11 protein-coding genes are annotated in these 16,205 nt (G+C 74.7%); 4 read left to right on the top strand and 7 right to left on the bottom strand.

Annotated features, from left to right (window positions below; genetic code table 11):
- Positions 1-264: 264 nt before the first annotated feature.
- Positions 265-1,557: a carbohydrate-binding protein gene (locus AB0N04_RS00110; RefSeq protein WP_360222031.1), complete on the top strand. Its 1,293-nt coding sequence runs from the start codon at positions 265-267 to the stop codon at positions 1,555-1,557.
- Positions 1,558-1,677: 120 nt separating this feature from the next.
- Here AB0N04_RS00110 and AB0N04_RS00105 read toward each other — a convergent pair whose 3' ends face one another.
- The 4 genes from AB0N04_RS00105 to AB0N04_RS00090 all read right to left on the bottom strand — a co-directional run bounded on the left by AB0N04_RS00105 (position 1,678) and on the right by AB0N04_RS00090 (position 8,706).
- A complete protein-coding gene (locus AB0N04_RS00105; protein ID WP_360222034.1) occupies positions 1,678-4,587 on the bottom strand; it encodes a hypothetical protein in 2,910 nt (969 codons plus the stop codon).
- Complete coding sequence (locus AB0N04_RS00100) at positions 4,587-6,473, bottom strand: HSP90 family protein (protein ID WP_360222037.1); 1,887 nt, start codon at positions 6,471-6,473, stop codon at positions 4,587-4,589. Before AB0N04_RS00100 ends, AB0N04_RS00105 begins: the two co-directional genes overlap by 1 nt.
- Positions 6,474-6,525: 52 nt before the next feature.
- On the bottom strand, positions 6,526-7,539 hold the full coding sequence (locus AB0N04_RS00095; RefSeq protein WP_360222040.1) for a hypothetical protein: 1,014 nt from the start codon (positions 7,537-7,539) through the stop codon (positions 6,526-6,528).
- Between the two features lie 315 nt (positions 7,540-7,854).
- Positions 7,855-8,706 (bottom strand): hypothetical protein, encoded by an 852-nt coding sequence (locus tag AB0N04_RS00090; RefSeq protein ID WP_360222043.1) that lies wholly within the window; start codon positions 8,704-8,706, stop codon positions 7,855-7,857.
- A gap of 130 nt (positions 8,707-8,836) precedes the next feature.
- Between AB0N04_RS00090 and AB0N04_RS00085 the strand changes: the two genes are divergently transcribed.
- Entirely contained in the window at positions 8,837-9,415 is a 579-nt protein-coding gene (locus AB0N04_RS00085; RefSeq protein ID WP_360222046.1) for an XRE family transcriptional regulator, read from the top strand.
- Between the two features lie 37 nt (positions 9,416-9,452).
- Here AB0N04_RS00085 and AB0N04_RS00080 read toward each other — a convergent pair whose 3' ends face one another.
- The 3 genes from AB0N04_RS00080 to AB0N04_RS00070 all read right to left on the bottom strand — a co-directional run bounded on the left by AB0N04_RS00080 (position 9,453) and on the right by AB0N04_RS00070 (position 12,867).
- Entirely contained in the window at positions 9,453-10,355 is a 903-nt protein-coding gene (locus AB0N04_RS00080; protein WP_360222049.1) for a dihydrodipicolinate synthase family protein, read from the bottom strand.
- A gap of 1 nt (position 10,356) precedes the next feature.
- The gene (locus tag AB0N04_RS00075; protein WP_360222052.1) at positions 10,357-11,163 is read right to left on the bottom strand and encodes an aldolase; all 807 of its coding nucleotides are present in this window, start codon (positions 11,161-11,163) and stop codon (positions 10,357-10,359) included.
- Positions 11,164-11,424: 261 nt separating this feature from the next.
- Positions 11,425-12,867, bottom strand: a complete 1,443-nt coding sequence (locus AB0N04_RS00070) for a glyceraldehyde-3-phosphate dehydrogenase (protein WP_360222055.1) — start codon at positions 12,865-12,867, stop codon at positions 11,425-11,427.
- Between the two features lie 484 nt (positions 12,868-13,351).
- Here AB0N04_RS00070 and AB0N04_RS00065 point away from each other — a divergent pair, with 484 nt between their 5' ends.
- A complete protein-coding gene (locus tag AB0N04_RS00065; RefSeq protein WP_360222073.1) occupies positions 13,352-15,511 on the top strand; it encodes a UvrD-helicase domain-containing protein in 2,160 nt (719 codons plus the stop codon).
- Between the two features lie 208 nt (positions 15,512-15,719).
- Complete coding sequence (locus AB0N04_RS00060) at positions 15,720-16,181, top strand: GreA/GreB family elongation factor (protein ID WP_360222058.1); 462 nt, start codon at positions 15,720-15,722, stop codon at positions 16,179-16,181.
- The last annotated feature ends 24 nt before the right edge of the window (positions 16,182-16,205 follow it).

The raw sequence follows: 16,205 nt of genomic DNA, 5'->3' as shown, positions 1-16,205 counted from the left end.
CCCGGTGCCGGGGCCCGCCCCGGCCCCACCCCCGCGGCGGCCCGGCGGCGTGGTCGGCGTGGGGCGGGCCCCCGGCCGCCCCCGCCGGGGGGGGCCCGACGGCTTGACCTCTTTGGGGTTGACCGGCCTTCCTCGACAGGTCTATACCAGTGACAGCCATCGGCAACCACCCCGCGCCGAAGGACCGTTGGGCCTGCGCGCCACCCCCACTCCGGCGCGAGCAGGCCCTCCCCCCACCGCCGTCCCCGCCTGGAAGGGCCTCCGATGGAACGCGCACTCCCCCCACACCCCGCCACCCGGAACCCGAACCCCCCGGGCCGCCGCCGTCCGCGCCGGGTCGCCGTCGCCGTGGCCGGTGTGCTCGGCCTGGTCGCCGGCGGGGCCGCCGCACTGGCCGGCACCGGCTCGGCCGCCGCCGACACCGTCGCCGGCCTCGGCAGCAACTGGTACGCCTCGGCGCCCTACCTGATGCCCGAGGACAACAGCCCGCCGGACGCCGCGGCGGTGATGGACGCCACCGGGCAGAAGGCCTTCCAGCTGGCGTTCATCCTGGCCCAGGGCAACGGCTGTTCCCCGGCCTGGGGCGGCACCTCCTCGATCGACACCGACACCACCATGCCCGGCGTCATCCAGACCGTCCGGGCCAAGGGCGGCGACGTCTCGGTCTCCGTCGGCGGGTACGGCGGCACCAAGCTCGGCCAGGTCTGCGGCACCCCGGAGGCCACCGCCGCCGGCTACCAGAAGGCGATCACCAAGTACCAGCTGAAGGCGATCGACTTCGACCTGGAGGAGCCGGAGTACGAGAACACCGCGGCGATCCACAACGAGATCGGCGCGGCGCGCATCCTCCAGCAGAACAACCCCGGCCTGTACGTCTCGATCACCACCGCCGGGACGAACGCGGGCACCGGCTGGTTCGGCACCCAGATGCTGAACGAGGCCAAGTCCCAGGGGTTCACGCCGGACAACTACTCGATCATGCCGTTCGACGGCGGGTTCAACGGCGCGGCCGCCCAGACCGACGCGCTGGTGAAGTTCAACCAGATCCTGCAGACCACCTTCGGCTGGTCCGAGGCCACCGCGTACGCCCACGAGGGCGTGTCGATGATGAACGGCCGCACCGACGCCGCCGAGTACTTCCGGCAGGCGGACTTCCAGGCCGTACTGGACTTCGCCACCGCCCACCACCTCGCCCGGTACACCTACTGGTCGGTCAACCGGGACCGCCAGTGCCCGGGCACCGTCGACCCGGGGCTGTCCGGCTCCTGCTCCAGCGTGGTCCAGAACGACTGGGACTTCACCAAGTACACCGTGAAGTTCGCCGGGGCGACCCCGCCGACCACCCCGCCCACCACTCCGCCGACCACTCCGCCCAGCTCGCCGCCGCCCACCTCGGGGACCTGCACCGACCCGGCGTGGAGCGCGAGCACCACGTACACCTCGGGCAACAAGGTCTCGTACAACGGCCACAAGTACCACGCGAAGTGGTGGACCCTCAACGAGGTGCCGAGCGCCAGCGGCCAGTGGGGCGTCTGGGGCGACGACGGGCCCTGCTGACGGCGCACCGGCCGCCCTCGGCCGGGGCTGAGGCTGAGGCTGAGCCCGGGGTTGCGGCCGGGGCCGGGGCACGCACGCCCCGGCCCCGGCCGGCTCACGCCCCCGGCCCACGCCTCCGGCTCACTCCCCCGCGGCGAGCCGCTCCCGCAGATCGGCCAGCACCCCCGCCGCCTCCGGCAGCCCGGCGGCCTCGCAGCGGGCGATGCCCGCCGTCAGCCGGGCCACGGCCGCCTTCGTCCGGCCGAGGTCGGTGCCCTCGACCAGCGCGGCGAGCCGCAGGGCCTCCGCCCGCGGCGCCCCGTACTGCTCCCCTCCGTCGTCGTACCGGGCGATCGCCTTCTCTGCCTCGGCCACCGACTCCTCGTAACGCTCGCCGACGGCCAGGCAGCGCGCCCGCTCGTAGTGCGAACCGCCCTGCAGGAACGGGGCGTCGTACTCCAGCCCGGCCCGCTCGGCGGCTGCCCCGACGGCGTCCGCCTCGGCCAGCCTGGCGAGCGCCTCCGGCAGGCCGTCGGGGCCCTCGGCGCGCATCGTCAGCATGGCGAACTCCCTGAGGGTGGCCGCCAGTTGGTCCACCCGTGGAGCCCGTCCGTGGGCCTCCGCCGCGCGGTCCAGGGCGGCCTTCGCGGCCTCCCGGCGACCGGCCCTGGCCAGCGCCAGCGAGGCCTCGCAGGCCACCATCGTGTGGGTGTCCTGGTCCTCCCAGCCGGCCACGGCGTCCGCCAGCCGCAGGTACTCCTCGGCCGCCTCGCGGTCCTCGTCCAGGTCGGCCAGGCCCCGGGCGAGGTCCAGCCGGGCCTGCGCCAGCAGCCGCACGTCCAGCTCGGCGGCGGCCGCGTCCAGGAGCACCGACTCCAGCACCGCGACGGCGTCGGCCGTGCGCTCCGCGGCCCGCAGCACGTCCGCGAGCTGCAGCCGCACCCGGGCGGCCTCCTCCACGCCCTCCCGGCCCTTGCGGTCGAAGCGCGCCGCGGCCTCGGTGAGCGCCCGGATGGCACCGCCGCGGTCGTCGAGCAGCATGCAGGCGTGACCGAGCATCATGTACGTGGGTGCGAACGGGTAGCCGCCCTCGCCCCAGCGGACCGCCTCGGCGAGCGCCCGGTGGAACACCTCGACGGCCTCCGCCGGCTCCCCGTCCTGGAGCAGCACCTGTCCGAGCAGTCCGAGCACCCGCGGCGTCTGCCAGGGCAGCTCGGCCGTGTCCAACTGCGCCAGCACCTCGCGCAGTTCGGCCGCCGCCTCGGCCATCCGGCCCTGCCGGGCGGCCGCGTCGGCGCGGTACTGGCGGGAGGTGGCCGCCCGGCGGGCGGAGCCCAGGGCGACGGCCGCGCCGTGGTAGCCGTCGGCCGCCTCCTCGAACCGCCCGAGCACCGCGGCCGGCGGCTCGGGCAGCGCCGAGACTAGGTCGTGGTGGGCCGCGTAGGCGCGGACCTGCAGCACGATCAGGTAGTCGTCGTCGGTCATCGCGCCGCCCGCGGCCCGCAGCTCCTCCGCCGCGCGCAGCACCTCGTCCAGGGCCGGCCAGTCGGCCACCGCGCCCTCGACGTCGCCGAGCTCCGCGATCAGCGCACGGCCCCGGACCATCAGCGCCTGGCCGGGCAGCCCGGCCTCCTCGAACAGTGCGGCGGCCGCCACCAGACCGGCCCGGCCCTCGGCGTACTCGTCCCGCTCCAGTGAACGGTGGGCCCGCTGCTCGGCGAGTTCGGCGCGCAGCCGCGCGGCGCCGCCGTCCCCGGTGCCCTCCGGGAGCTCGAAACCGTCGGCGGTGAAGCGCTCCTCGATCCGCAGCCAGAGCCGCTCCGCGTCCGGGTGCCCGACCAGCTCCAGCTCCCGGGCGCGCACCACCAGGGCGGTGAAGTCCTCCGGCTCCGGCTCGACCGGCCGGCGCGGCACGGGAGCCGGGGCGGCGGCCAGTTCGGGCGCGGCGGCGGCGCGCACGCCGAGGGCGAGCGGCTCGGCCAGCAGCGGCTCGCGGGCCAGCCTGGCCCGCCGGTCGGCGCCGACCGCGCCGGTGCCGTTGCGGGCGTCGAAGCGGTCGGCCAGCGCCCCGGCCTCGGTGCGCAGGTGCACGAGCAGGGTGTCCACCGTCCAGCCGGTGCCCGGCGGACCGCTGACCGCGAGCGCCCCGTGCCCGGCCCGGGACAGCCCGGCGATCAGCACCTCGGCGCCGGTCAGGAAGGAGAGCCGGGCGGACTGGTCCCCCGTGACCGCGAAGAGGTCGCGGTTCTCGGCCAGGATCTCCAGGCCGCGCGGCTCGTTGCCGGACAGCGCGCAGAACTCCAGGTGCCGGCCGACGGCGTGCAGCATCGCGGCCTTGCCGCGCGCGTAGCGGTAGCCGGTCAGGTGGCAGGAGCGGGCCTCGTCCAGCCGGCCCAGGCGCAGCAGCGGGAGCAGGGCGGCGGCCTGGCTCAGGTAGGGCTCCTGCTCGCAGGAGCTGCTGCCGTCGAGGACGGGCCCCAGGACCTCCAGCGCCCGGGCGTCGTCACCGGCCTCGGCGAAGTGCTCGGCCCTGGCCCTCGTCTCGCAGGCGTGGCAGTCGCTCAGCTCGGTGCGCGGGCGCGCCGTCCACAGCTCGTAGGCGTCCTGACGGCCCTCGCCGGTCTGCGCGGCCAGGTGGTAGCGCTGCGCGTAGTACGGCTGGAGGTCGAAGCCGGCCGCCCGGTAGCGGTCGCGCAGTTCGGTGTGCCAGCGGTGCACGGCCGCCAGCGGCACCTCCGGGGTGTCCAGCAGGGCGCCGGCCACCCACTTGAAGCGCCAGAACACCTGGTGCCGGGCCCATTCGCCGAAGCCGTCCGGGTCGGTGTCCCAGAGCTTCAGCACCCGGGCGAAGACCACCGGGGTCTTGCTGCGCTCGCCGTCGTACTCGTAGGCCTCCATCAGCTCCAGCAGGGCCATCGAGTGCACCCCGGTGTCCTCGAACTGCTCCGCCGCGTCGACGAGTTCCTCGGCCACCACGGTCCGCTGCCGGCCGTACGGACGGGCGTCGTTCTCGCGCAGCGCGGCAATCACCGCGTCGGGTGTGTCCAGCATCACGCCTCCTTCGGGTCGGTGGCGTCCGGGCCGGCCGACTCGTGGCCGAGCATGGCGTGGTCCAGCAGGCTGATGAACGAGCGGTTGAGCAGGGCGCTCTCGCTCGCCTTCAGCGGGCGGCGGGTCATCAGCACGGCCTGCCCGTACAGCGCCTCGACGGCGGTGACGGCCAGCTCCCGGTCGGTGACCGTCGCGGCGCGGCGCACCAGCGGGTTGAGGTGGTTGAGCACCAGCTGGGCGCGCGGCGCCTCGGCGCGCAGCGAGCCGAGGATGTCCGCCCACAGGCCGTCCGCCTCGTCGGCGAGCTGGGCGCGGGTGCGCTCGTGCCGGGCCTCCCTGTTGTCCAGCAGCAGCGCGGGCGCGCTGGTCGGGTGGAAGCTGCGCAGCGCGACGTCGCAGTCGAACCGGCCGACCACCTCGCGGGCGATGGTCAGGAAGGCCCCGGCGGCGAGCTCGGCGGCCGGGTCGACGGAGTCCAGGTGCGCGGTGACGGTGCCCGGGTCGAGGTCGGCGACCGAGACGCCGGGGCGGATCTCGGGCAGCCGGTGCACCAAGTCCCGGTCGTAGGTGTAGCCGCCGTTGACCACGCCGAGGCCGGCCGCGCCGGCGATCGGGGCGACCTGGCGGAACTCCTCGACGGTGCGGGTCACCAGCACCACCGGGTGGCTGCGGGTGAACTCGTCCAGGGTGACGTTGCCGTCGGTGGTCTCGAACGGCAGCCACGGCAGCATCATCCGCAGCAGCTCGTCGTCGTAGCGGGCGAGCTCCTTGACCGCCAGGTGGTGCACCGAGAGGAAGCGGTGGAGCAGCGCCGGATCGCTCGCGGACAGGCCGGTCAGCCAGTCGCGGATCCGCACGCCCAGCGCGTCGCGGACGGCGGCCAGCGTCTCGTCCGCGTACAGGCCCTCGCGGGAGGCCGTGGGGCGCAGGCCGTCGGTGTCCACCACGCAGCGGACGAAGAACGCCCAGTCCGGCAGCAGTTCGTCGGCCTGGTCGGAGAGCAGCATGCCCTTGAGGTGCACCCGGTGGCCGGAGCGGCGCGAGGGCGGGGCGGCGTCCGGCAGGACGTACGCGACGCCGCGCAGGCCGACCAGCGGGAGGTCCAGGTCGATGGTGTCGAGCGGGGTGAAGTCGAAGGTGCCGCGGCAGTAGGCGGTCAGTGCGTCGCGCCGGGCGAGCGGCGAGCCGTGCCGCTCGGCCCACGGCGGGGTGCGGTTCACCCGGTGCTCGGTGCCGTTCGCGTCCACCACCGTCACGTCGTGGCGCAGCAGGCTGCCGAAGTCCCGTGCCAGCGCCAGCACCCGGCCCGGCCCCGTCCACTCGGCGGCGTCGGCGCGCGGGGAGAGCGTGACGGTGGTGCCGGGCTCCGGGCGGGCCGAGGCGGGCAGGGTGCGGATGGTGTAGCGGCCGTCGGAGCCGCCGCGCCACTCGATCACCGGCGCGTCCGGGCGGGCGGCGGAGCGGGTGACGACGGTGATCTCGTCGGCGACCACGAAGCAGGCGAGCAGGCCGATGCCGAACTGGCCGATGAAGTCGCCGCGGGCCCGGGCCAGCCCCGCGCCGTCCAGCCGGCCCTCGGCGTCGCGCTTGGAGCTGCGGCCGATGGTGGCGAGGAAGGTGTGGACGTCGGCCTCGGTCAGGCCGATGCCGGTGTCGGTGATGCTCAGCTCGTCGTCGGCGCGCACGGTGATCCGGGCGGGCGCGTCCTGGTCCAGCGCGCGGCGGGCGGAGATCGCGTCCACCGCGTTCTGCAGCAGCTCGCGCAGGTACACCCGCGGGCTGGAGTAGAGGTGGTGGGAGAGGAGGTCCACCAGGCCGCGCAGGTCCACCTGGAAGGTGTGCGCGCTCGTCGGGTGCTCGGAGGCCGGGTTCTCGGAAGGGGACACCGCAGGCTCTTTCGATCGCGGGGCGGGTGACGGGGTTCGGGCGGGGGCGGCGTCAGGACGCGCAGCGGTCCCGGTGGGAGCGGAAGGCCTTGACCGGATCGCCGGACAGGTAGTGCCAGGGCGCCTCGGTGACCATGCCGTCGAGCGCGTCGAACAGCAGCCGCGCCGTCCTGCGCTGGTCGGCCAGCGAGAAGACCATCGCGAAGGTGTTGAAGGGGCCCTGCCAGCCGCGGACCGGGACGAAGTCCGGGTGCAGCACCGACCGGAAGGCGGCCTCCTGCAGCTCGGCCACCACCTCGGGGCTCGCCAGGTAGGCGCGGTCCTCGCCGTCCGGGAGGTCCAGCCAGCGCTCGAGGTGCGCCAGCGCGACCAGCTCGCCGAGCTGGCTGCCCTCCGGCGCGGCGAGCATCGAGGAGCGGGCGAAGGCGTGCATCTCCTCGTGCGAGCCGCCCCACTTGGCGCACAGCTGCTGCAGGCGCTGGCGGTGCGAGGCCGGGTGCCCGGGGACCCGGCGCACCGCGGCCTCGAACCGGCAGGTGGCGGCCTCCGGCGGCAGCGAGGCGCCGCGCGCGCTGATCTGCAGGTAGAACCAGGGGGCCAGCCAGGACGGCTCGCGCTCGGCGACCTCCAGCAGCTGCTCCTCGGCCACCTCCAGCCGCTCGTGGAAGACCCGCCACTGGTCCTCGGACACCTGCTTGGCCCGGGCCCCGGTGCGGGCCTCCCAGGCCCAGGTCACGTGCCGGGCGCCGGACAGCAGCAGGGCGAGGGTGTCCTCCGGCCGCTCGGCCAGGGCCCGGGCCGTCCACTCCTCGACCCCGGGCACGTCGGCGATCGCGCCGACGACCCCGCTCAGCTCCGCGCCGTCGAGGCCGGCCAGCGCCGGGCCGAGGGCCGCCCAGTCCCCGGCGCGGGCCTGGCCGAGCATCAGGCGGACGGACTCGTCCCCCAGGGCCGGGTCCAGCCGCGGTGCGGCGGCGGAGGGCTCGGCGGCGCGCCGCCCGAACCCGAACCACCCGGCCCGGTCCTGACCGGTCTCCCCGCCGGAGCGGCGTCGGAACAGCGCCATGTACGGCCCCCCTGGAACATCGTCGGCATCTTTCGCATGGCCGCGCGGCGACCACCCCAGAGGAGTAGATATCACGGCCGACCGACATCCGTTTCCCCAGCCCAGGGGCCCGGCGGGGAGGGCGGCGCGGCGGGCGGCGGCCGCGGCCGGCGGCGGTCGGGGGTCCGGACGTCCGCGAGGCCCCGGGCACGGAGCGGCTCGGGGCCTCGCGGGCGGCGGGCGGGGTGGGGTGGCGGGCGCGGGGCCGTCAGGCCGTCAGGCCGCCAGGCCGCCAGGACCACCGGGGCCGCCAGGGCCTCCCGGACCGACGTTCCGTCAGCCCACGCCGAGGCCGGCGTCGGGGGTCGCGCCCGCCTGCGCCTGCTCGATCCGCTTGACCAGCATGGCGGCGAAGCGCCGGGTGGCGGCCAGGTCGACCGGCCCGCCCTCGGTGGTCACGCTGGCGACGACGGTGCCCGAACGCACCACGATGCCGATGCCCTCGCCGTCGGCCAGCTGGCCCTGGAAGGCCTGGCTCTCGCTGCCCAGCACGGGGGTGTCGACCTTGCGGAACGGCCCGGCGGTGTACGAGGCGTAGGACTCCTTCAGCCGGTTCCTGGCGGCGTCCCGGCTGGGCAGGGTGTCGACGAAGAAGCGGGCGACGACGTCCCCCGAGGAGAACCGGACCGAGCCGCTGAGCGGCTTGCCGGTGCAGGGCGCCGCGGCGGTGCAGGTGGTGGCGTGGTCGGCGGTGTCGACCTTCCGCTTCTCCTCCTCCCAGCCGGTCATCGCCTTGGCGTCGGGCAGCACCCGGCCGACGATCCGGTCGTCCAGCAGCACCGCGTCCAGGTCCTGACCGGGCGTCGCCGCGGCCGGCGGCGGCACGGGCGCCCCGCCGCTGCCGCCCGGTGCGGGGGCCGAGGCCGCCGCCGAGGACGGCCCGGCGGCCGGCGCCGAGGCCGCGCCGGGAGCCGCGGGCGACGCCGCACCGGAGGCGTCGGCCGCCGGGGAGGCGGACGCCGCACCCGTGGCCGGGCTCGCCGCCGGAGCCGTCCCCGACGCCGGGGCGGCCGTCCCCGACGCGCCCTTCGCGGTGTCCGATCCGCCCGAGGAGCACCCGGTGAGCGCACCCACCAGCACCCCGGTCGCCACCGCCGCGGCGGCCATCCGCCGACCACCCATCCCCATCGCCCGCTCCCTCCGGCTGTCCGTGACCCCTCAAGATAGCCGCAGGTCCGGCCGCCCCCGCGGCCAGGGCCCGCAGGGCGTCCGGGCCCGATGGGATAATGGGCCGATCTTCCGGACCGAGGGGTAGCGCATGGCCAGCCGACTGAGGGCGCTGAGGACGCAGAACCGGCTCAGCCTGGAGGCCCTGGCGGCGCAGGTGGGGGTGACGAAGAGCTACCTCTCCAAGGTGGAACGCGGGATCAGCGACCCGTCGATCTCCACGGCGCTGAAGCTGGCGAACGCCCTGGGGGTGGACGTCGGCCGACTGTTCTCCGACGAGGTCGAGCCCGAGCTGGTCACCGTGGTGCGGGCCGGCGAGCGCACCCCGCTGACGACCGGCGAGGCCGGCCGCGGGGCCCCCCGGTACGAGGGGATCGCGACCGGCCTGGCCGGCAAGCGGATGGCGCCGTTCGTGATGTACCCGCCGACCGGCCGGGCCGCGGCGCCGTTCAAGTCGCACGCGGGCGAGGAGTTCCTCTTCGTCCACGCGGGCACGGCCGAGCTGGAGTTCCCGGAGCGGACGGTGCCGCTCGGCCCGGGCGACAGCGTCTACTTCAACGCGGCCGTGCCGCACCGCTGCCGCAGCACCGGGGACGAGCCCGCGGTGGTGCTGGTGGTGATTCACGACGAGCCCGCGGAGCCCGGGGACCGCGTCCCACCGCTGCCCTAGGGTCGCCCTCGGGGCCGTGTCCGCGGGGACGGCCCGGTCAGACCACCCGGCCGGCGTCCACCGCGGCCAGCAGGCCGGCCAGTTCGGCCGTCCGTTCGGCGTCCAGCGGCAGCAGCGGCGGCCGGGGGCCGCCGGCGTCGAAGCCGCGCAGCGCGAGCCCGGCCTTGACGGTGGTCGGCAGGCCGCCCCGGACGATGAACTGCAGGACGCCGAGCTGCCGCCGGAACACCTCGGCCGCGCCGGCGAGGTCCCCGGCCCGGACCGCCCGGTGCAGGGCCAGCGTCTCCTCCGGGATCAGGCAGGGCGCCGCGGTGCACCAGCCGGCCGCGCCGGCGGTGAGGGCCGCGAAGGCGAGCGGGTTGCTCCCGTTGTAGAAGGGCAGCTCGCCGCCGGTGAGGTGGTGCAGCCGGTGCATCCGGCCCAGGTCTCCGGTGCTCTCCTTGACCATGGTGATGTTCTCCACGCCCTCCACCAGGGAGACCATCAGCTCCGGGCCGAGGTCGACGCCGGCGGTGGCCGGGTTGTTGTAGACCATCACCTCGATCCCGACGGCACCGGCGACCTCCGTGTAGTGCCGGACGATCTCGCGCTCGTCGAGCCGCCAGTACGACAGCGGCAGCACCATCACCGCGCTCGCCCCGGCCCGCTCGGCCAGCCGCGCCCGCCGCACCGCGCCCCGGGTGGTGAGCTCGGCGACGCCGACGACCGTCGGCACCCGCCCGGCCACCGCGGAGACCGCGGCCTCGGCGGCCGTGCGCCACTCGGACTCCTCCAGGTAGGCGCTCTCGCCGGTCGAGCCGAGCGGGGCGACGGCGTGCACGCCGCTCGCCACCAGGCGCTCGACGAGCGCGGCCAGCCGGTCGGCGTCGACCCGCTCGCCGTCCGGGGTGAAGGGGGTGACCGGGTAGGCGATCACACCGTCCAGGTTCAACGCCGACATCTCAGGAACCGTCCTCTCCGGTGGCGGACAGCGCGTCGCGGTGGCCGGCCCGCAGGGCGCGGCGGGCGTAGTAGGCGAAGGTGGCCTGGCCGCGCTTGGGGGTGGAGATCCAGTCGTGGGCCTCCTGGGCGAGCAGCTCGGGGATCTCCTGGATCCGCCCGGCGGCGGAGGCCAGCAGCTGGAGCCTGGCGGCCCGCTCGAAGAGCAGGGCGAGGGTGCAGGACTCCTCGATGCTCCCGGTGGCGACCAGCTGGCCGTGGTGCGCGAGCAGCAGCGCCCGCTTGTCCCCGAGGGCGGCCGAGATCAGCTCGCCCTCCTCGTTGCCGACCGGGATGCCGGGCCACTTCTCCAGGAACGCGCAGTCGTCGTACAGCGGGCACATGTCCATGTGCGAGACGACGAGCGGGGTCTCCAGCATGGACAGCGCGGAGATGTGCAGCGGGTGGGTGTGGATGATGCAGGTGACGTCCGGGCGGGCCCGGTAGACCCAGCTGTGGAAGCGGTTGGCCGGGTTGGCCATGCCGTCGCCCTCCAGGACGTTGAGGTCCTCGTCGACGAGCAGCAGGTTGGACTCGGTGATCTCGTCGAAGCCGAGGCCGAGGCGCTGGGTGTAGTAGGTGCCGGGCCGCTCGGCCCGGCAGGTGATCTGCCCGGCCAGACCGGAGTCGTGGCCGGCGTCGAACAGGATCCGGCAGGTCAGCGCGAGCTTCTGCCGCGCCGTCCAGCCGGTGTCGGGTATCGCCTCCCGCATCCGCCGGTGGGCGAGGTCGACGAGGGCCGTCTTGTCGGTGGTGAACGTGTCCGCCATGTGCGCGGGTCCTCCCTCTCGGTCAGAACACTTTGTTCACCATAGGACACGTGGTGTCCTGCTGTCGACGGTGCGGCCCCGACGGGTCCGCGCGGGAGGGCCGGGGAGGCCCCGGAGGGGCCGGGACGCCCGGGAGGCCGGGGCGCCGGCGAGGCCCCGGGAACGCCGGAAGGCGGCGGGGCGGCGACCGTGGTGGTCGTCGCCCCGCCGCCTTCGCGGGGAGTCAGCCCTGGATGGTCCGGGCGTCCGGCAGGCTCGGGATCAGAGCGCCGGGGCCGGGTACGTCGGGTACTCGACGCCCGAGACGTACTGGACGACCCGGATGACCTGGCAGGAGTAGCCGAACTCGTTGTCGTACCACAGGTAGAGGATGGCGTTGTCGCCCTCGACCTTGGTGGCGCCCGCGTCGACGATCGAGGCGTGCCGCGAGCCGATGAAGTCGCTGGAGACGGCGTCCGGGGAGTCGATGAAGTCGATCTGGCGCTTCAGCGGCGAGGTCAGCGAGACGCCCCGCAGGTAGTCCAGGACCTCCTCGCGGTTGGCCTCGCGGGCCAGCTGCAGGTTCAGGATGGCGATCGAGACGTCCGGCACGGGGACGCGGATCGAGCTGCCGGTGATCTTCGCCTTGAGGTCCGGCAGGGCCTTGGCGACGGCCGAGGCGGCACCGGTCTCGGTGATCACCATGTTCAGCGGCGCCGAGCGGCCGCGGCGGTCGGCCTTGTGGTAGTTGTCCAGCAGGTTCTGGTCGTTGGTGAACGAGTGGACGGTCTCCACGTGGCCGCGCAGCACGCCGTACTCGTCCTCCATCGCCTTCAGCGGCGGGACGATCGCGTTGGTGGTGCAGGAGGCGCAGGAGAGGATCTGCTCGTCCGGCTTGATGGTGTCGTGGTTGACGCCGTGGACGATGTTCGGGACGTCGCCCTTGCCCGGGGCGGTCAGCACGACCTTGGCGATGCCGGGGCGCAGGTGCTTGGACAGCCCCTCGCGGTCACGCCAGCGACCGGTGTTGTCGATCAGGATGGCGTCCTTGATCCCGTACTCCGTGTAGTCGACCTTGGTCGGGTCGTCGGAGTAGATCACGGTGATCTCGTTGCCGTTGGCGATGATCTTGTTGTTCGCCTCGTCGACGGTGATCGTGCCCTGGAAGGGGCCGTGGATCGAGTCGCGGCGCAGCAGCGAGGCGCGCTTGACGATGTCGTCGCCGCCGCTGTTGCGGACCACGATCGCCTTCAGGCGCAGACCGTTGCCGGAGGCCTTCTCGATCAGCAGGCGGGCGACCAGGCGGCCGATCCGGCCGAAGCCGTACAGCACGACGTCGCGGGCGTCACGGCGCTCCAGCTTGTTCTCGCCGGTGGCACCGGAGACGGCACGGGCGGTGAACTCCTCGACCGACAGGCCGTGGTCGTCGGCCTTGTAGGTCGCGGCGAGCATGCCGATGTCGATCTGGGACGGGCCGAGGTCCAGGGTGGTCAGCGCGCTCAGGAAGGGCATCGTCTCGGTGACCGAGAGCTCCTCGCCGGCTATCTGGCGGGCGAAGCGGTGCGTCTTCAGGATGCTGACCACCGACTTGTTCACCAGGGAACGGCTGTGCAGCAGGACGGTGACATCCCGCTCCCGGTGCAGCCGCCCGATGATCGGGATCATCGACTCCGCGATCTCCTCGCGGTTCTTCCAGTCCGTGAACACGTCGTCGTTGACAGTCACAAGTCCATCTTTCGAGCTGAGGGTGTTGCCCACATGGTAGCTTCGCCCGCCCCCGGCCCTTCGGGCGGTCCCACCCCGGTGCCCGCCCCGCCCGCCCCGCACCACCGCCCCCGGCACGCCCCGGACCAGCACCTTCGCCCCAACCGCCGCCCCCCGCACCACCCCTGGCACCCCTCACCCCCCACCCCCCGGCGTGATCACCGCCACCCTCCGCCCCCTCGAAACGGCCCCGCCCGCCCCCCCCCCCGGGCAGCGGGCCACCGCATCGGCCCGGCCTCGAAGCCGCCCCGCGGACTCGACCGCCGCGGGTCGCCCCGCCGCAGCCCGTGCGACGGGCGTCAATCACGCCCTGGTGCGGGCCGGGCGCGGGGTGTGTGCGGCGGTCGTCCGTACGCGGCCCGAGTGATCGTCCAGGCCAGTACAGTGGGCACACCGCCCGACCGACCGAGTCGCGCAACGAGGGGGACGCGTGGCGACGCTGGGGATGCACCGGGACTTCCTGCTGGAGTTCACGGCGCTGGAGAAGCCGGTGCAGCGGCGGGTGTTCGAGGCCTTCGAGAAGTTCACCGGGGCCACGCACGCCGGCCTGCACCTGGAGAAGCTCGCCCACCAGCGGGATCCCCGGATCCGGACCATCCGGATCACCGCCTTCTGGCGCGGGGTGGTCCTCAAGGAGGACGAGGGTGACGGCTACCTCCTGCTGAAGGTCCTCCCCCACGACAAGGCCAACGACTGGGCGTGCAAGCACCGGGGCTCGGTCAACACCGCCACCCAGGGCATCGAGATACGCAACGACGTCGCGCTGGAGCGTGCGACCGAGTCCCTGAAGGCCGCTGCCACCGACGAGCCCCGGCGGCTCTTCGCCGACCGCTCCGACAAGGTCCTGCGCAGCCTGGGCGTCGACGAGGAGATCCTGCCGATCATCCGGCTGCTCCCCGACGAGGCCCACCTGGAGGCGCTCCACCGGGTCCTGCCGGAGCAGCAGTTCGACGTGCTGATCGGCCTCGCGAGCGGGATGGAGCCGGAGGAGGTCGACCGCGAGATCGTCCAGGCCTACGCCCGGACGGCGGCCCCGGTGAGCGCGGCGCAGCCCGAGGACGGGCTGGTCTCGGCGATGGCCCACGCACGCGGCCGGGTCGCCCTGGTGTCCTGCCCCGAGGAGCTGCTGGAGATCCTGGAGCGCCCGTTCGACGCGTGGCGGATCTTCCTCCACCCGGCCCAGTACCGGATCGCCTACCGGGACTCCTACAACGGGCCCGCCCGCGTCACCGGCGGGCCCGGGACCGGCAAGACCGTGGTGGCCCTGCACCGCGCCTACCACCTGGCGCGCCGGTTGCCGGCGGACGCACCCGACGGATCGATTCTGCTGACCACCTTCACCAAGGACCTCGCCGCGGAGCTGGAACGGTGCCTCACGCTGCTCGTCACGGACGAGCGGGCCAGGGCGAAGGTCCGGGTGGTCACCGTCGACGCGCTGGCGAACGAGGTCCTCCGCCGTTCGCGCGGCGGCGCTCCGCTGAAGATCGTCTTCAACCAGCGCGCCGTCCTCGCCCGTTGGGGCCGGATCGCCGACCGGCTTGGGGTCGACTTCACCGACGTCTTCCTGGACCAGGAGTGGCGGCAGGTCGTCCTGGCCCAGGCGATCGAGAGCCCGGAGCAGTACCTGAAGGCGTCCCGGTCCGGCCGGGGGACGGCCCTCGGCCCGCTGAGGAAGGCCCAGCTGTGGCGGGCGGTGGCCGCGTTCGAGGAGGAGCTGCGGCAGGCCGGGGAGTGGACCTTCCTGCAGGTCTGCGCGCAGGCCGCGCGGGTGCTCGACGAGCAGGACGAGCGCCCGTTCCGGCACGTGGTGATCGACGAGGCGCAGGACCTGCACCCCGCGCAGTGGAGGTTCCTGCGCGCGGTCGTCGCGCCCGGGCCGGACGACCTGTTCCTCGCCGGTGACCCGCACCAGCGGATCTACGGGAACAAGGTCTCGCTGCGCTCGCTCGGGATCCAGGTGGTCGGGCGGTCCTCCCGGCTGCGGATCAACTACCGGACGACGCACGAGATCCTCAGCTGGTCCGCGTCCCTGCTCACCGGTGAGCGCCCGGACGACATGGACGGCGGGGAGGAGTCCCTCGCCGGCTACCACTCGACCCTCCACGGGGCCCGCCCCGAGACGCACGGCCACGTCGACGAGGCCGAGGAGATCCGGGCCCTGGTCGCCCGCGTCGGGGAGTGGACCGCCTCGGGGGTGAGTCCCGAGGACATCGGCGTCGCCGCCCGGACCGCCCGGCTCGGCCGTGACATCACCCAGGCCCTGGAGCGGGCCGGGACACCGGCCTGGCTGCTCGGCAACGCGCCGGCGCCCGGTGTCCGGGTCGGCACCATGCACCGGATGAAGGGGCTGGAGTTCCGCTACGTCGCCGTGGCCGGCGTGAGCGACGGCCTGGTGCCCATGCGGAGCGCGATCACTCCGGTGGACACCGACCCGCTGCAGCACCAGGAGGACCTCAACGGGGAGCTGAGCCTGCTCTTCGTGGCGTGCACGCGGGCGAGGGAGGCCCTGCACGTGTCCTGGCACGGCACGCCCAGTGTCTTCCTCGAACCGGTCGTCCCGACGGCGTCGCTCGCGCGCCGACACCCGGCGTCGCTCGCCCGGTGACACCCGGCCCCACCCGGTCGTCCGCAGGGAGGGGGTCCCCCGTCCGGCAGCCGTCCCGGCGCCGTGCCGACCGCGCCCCGGGGCGGCCGCTGCTCCGGTGCCGGGCCGAGGGGGAGGTCCTCCGGAAGGAGTTGCCGGGGGTCCGGGGCGGTGCGGTAATGGAGAGCGCCGTGCGGTGAGCGGACGACCAGCGATCCCGGGAGCAGGTATGACAGGCGGTCCCGAGCCCATCAGTCCCGAGGGCCTGCGGGCGGTGCAGGAGGACCTGGCGCAGCTGCGCGCCGAGCGGGCCAGGGCCGCCGCGACGCTGCGCGCGGAGGACCCGGTCGGCGACCGGGCCGACGCGGCGGACGAGCTGCAGCGGGCCTCCGACGTGCTGCGGCTGGACCGGCGGATCGCCGAGCTGGAGCTGCGGCTCCACGAGGCGGAGGTGGCGGGCCCGCCGGCCACCGACGTGGTGGGGGTGGGCTCCACCGTGACCCTCCGGTTCGCGGACGGCAGCCGGGAGACCGTGGCGGTCGGGGAGCTCGCCGAGCACCTGGAGCAGAACCTGGTGACGGCCGACAGTCCGCTCGGCCGGGCGCTGCTCGGGCACCGCGCCGGGGACACCGTGGACTACCAGACGCCCGGGGGCGGGACCAGCGCGGTGGTGCTGTCGATCGGCCGCTGAGGCCGGGGGCTGGGCGCCCGCGGC

This window comes from Kitasatospora sp. NPDC051702, from assembly GCF_040681575.1.
GTDB lineage: Bacteria > Actinomycetota > Actinomycetes > Streptomycetales > Streptomycetaceae > Kitasatospora.
This window is presented reverse-complemented; position numbering and strand designations above follow the sequence as displayed.

Coding starts and splice junctions, on each gene's coding strand:
- AB0N04_RS00110 (WP_360222031.1), top strand. CDS start 265: ATGGAACGCGCACTCCCCCCACACCCCGCCACCCGGAACCCGAACCCC.
- AB0N04_RS00105 (WP_360222034.1), bottom strand. CDS start 4,587: ATGCTGGACACACCCGACGCGGTGATTGCCGCGCTGCGCGAGAACGAC.
- AB0N04_RS00095 (WP_360222040.1), bottom strand. CDS start 7,539: ATGGCGCTGTTCCGACGCCGCTCCGGCGGGGAGACCGGTCAGGACCGG.
- AB0N04_RS00090 (WP_360222043.1), bottom strand. CDS start 8,706: ATGGGGATGGGTGGTCGGCGGATGGCCGCCGCGGCGGTGGCGACCGGG.
- AB0N04_RS00085 (WP_360222046.1), top strand. CDS start 8,837: ATGGCCAGCCGACTGAGGGCGCTGAGGACGCAGAACCGGCTCAGCCTG.
- AB0N04_RS00080 (WP_360222049.1), bottom strand. CDS start 10,355: ATGTCGGCGTTGAACCTGGACGGTGTGATCGCCTACCCGGTCACCCCC.
- AB0N04_RS00075 (WP_360222052.1), bottom strand. CDS start 11,163: ATGGCGGACACGTTCACCACCGACAAGACGGCCCTCGTCGACCTCGCC.
- AB0N04_RS00065 (WP_360222073.1), top strand. CDS start 13,352: ATGCACCGGGACTTCCTGCTGGAGTTCACGGCGCTGGAGAAGCCGGTG.
- AB0N04_RS00060 (WP_360222058.1), top strand. CDS start 15,720: ATGACAGGCGGTCCCGAGCCCATCAGTCCCGAGGGCCTGCGGGCGGTG.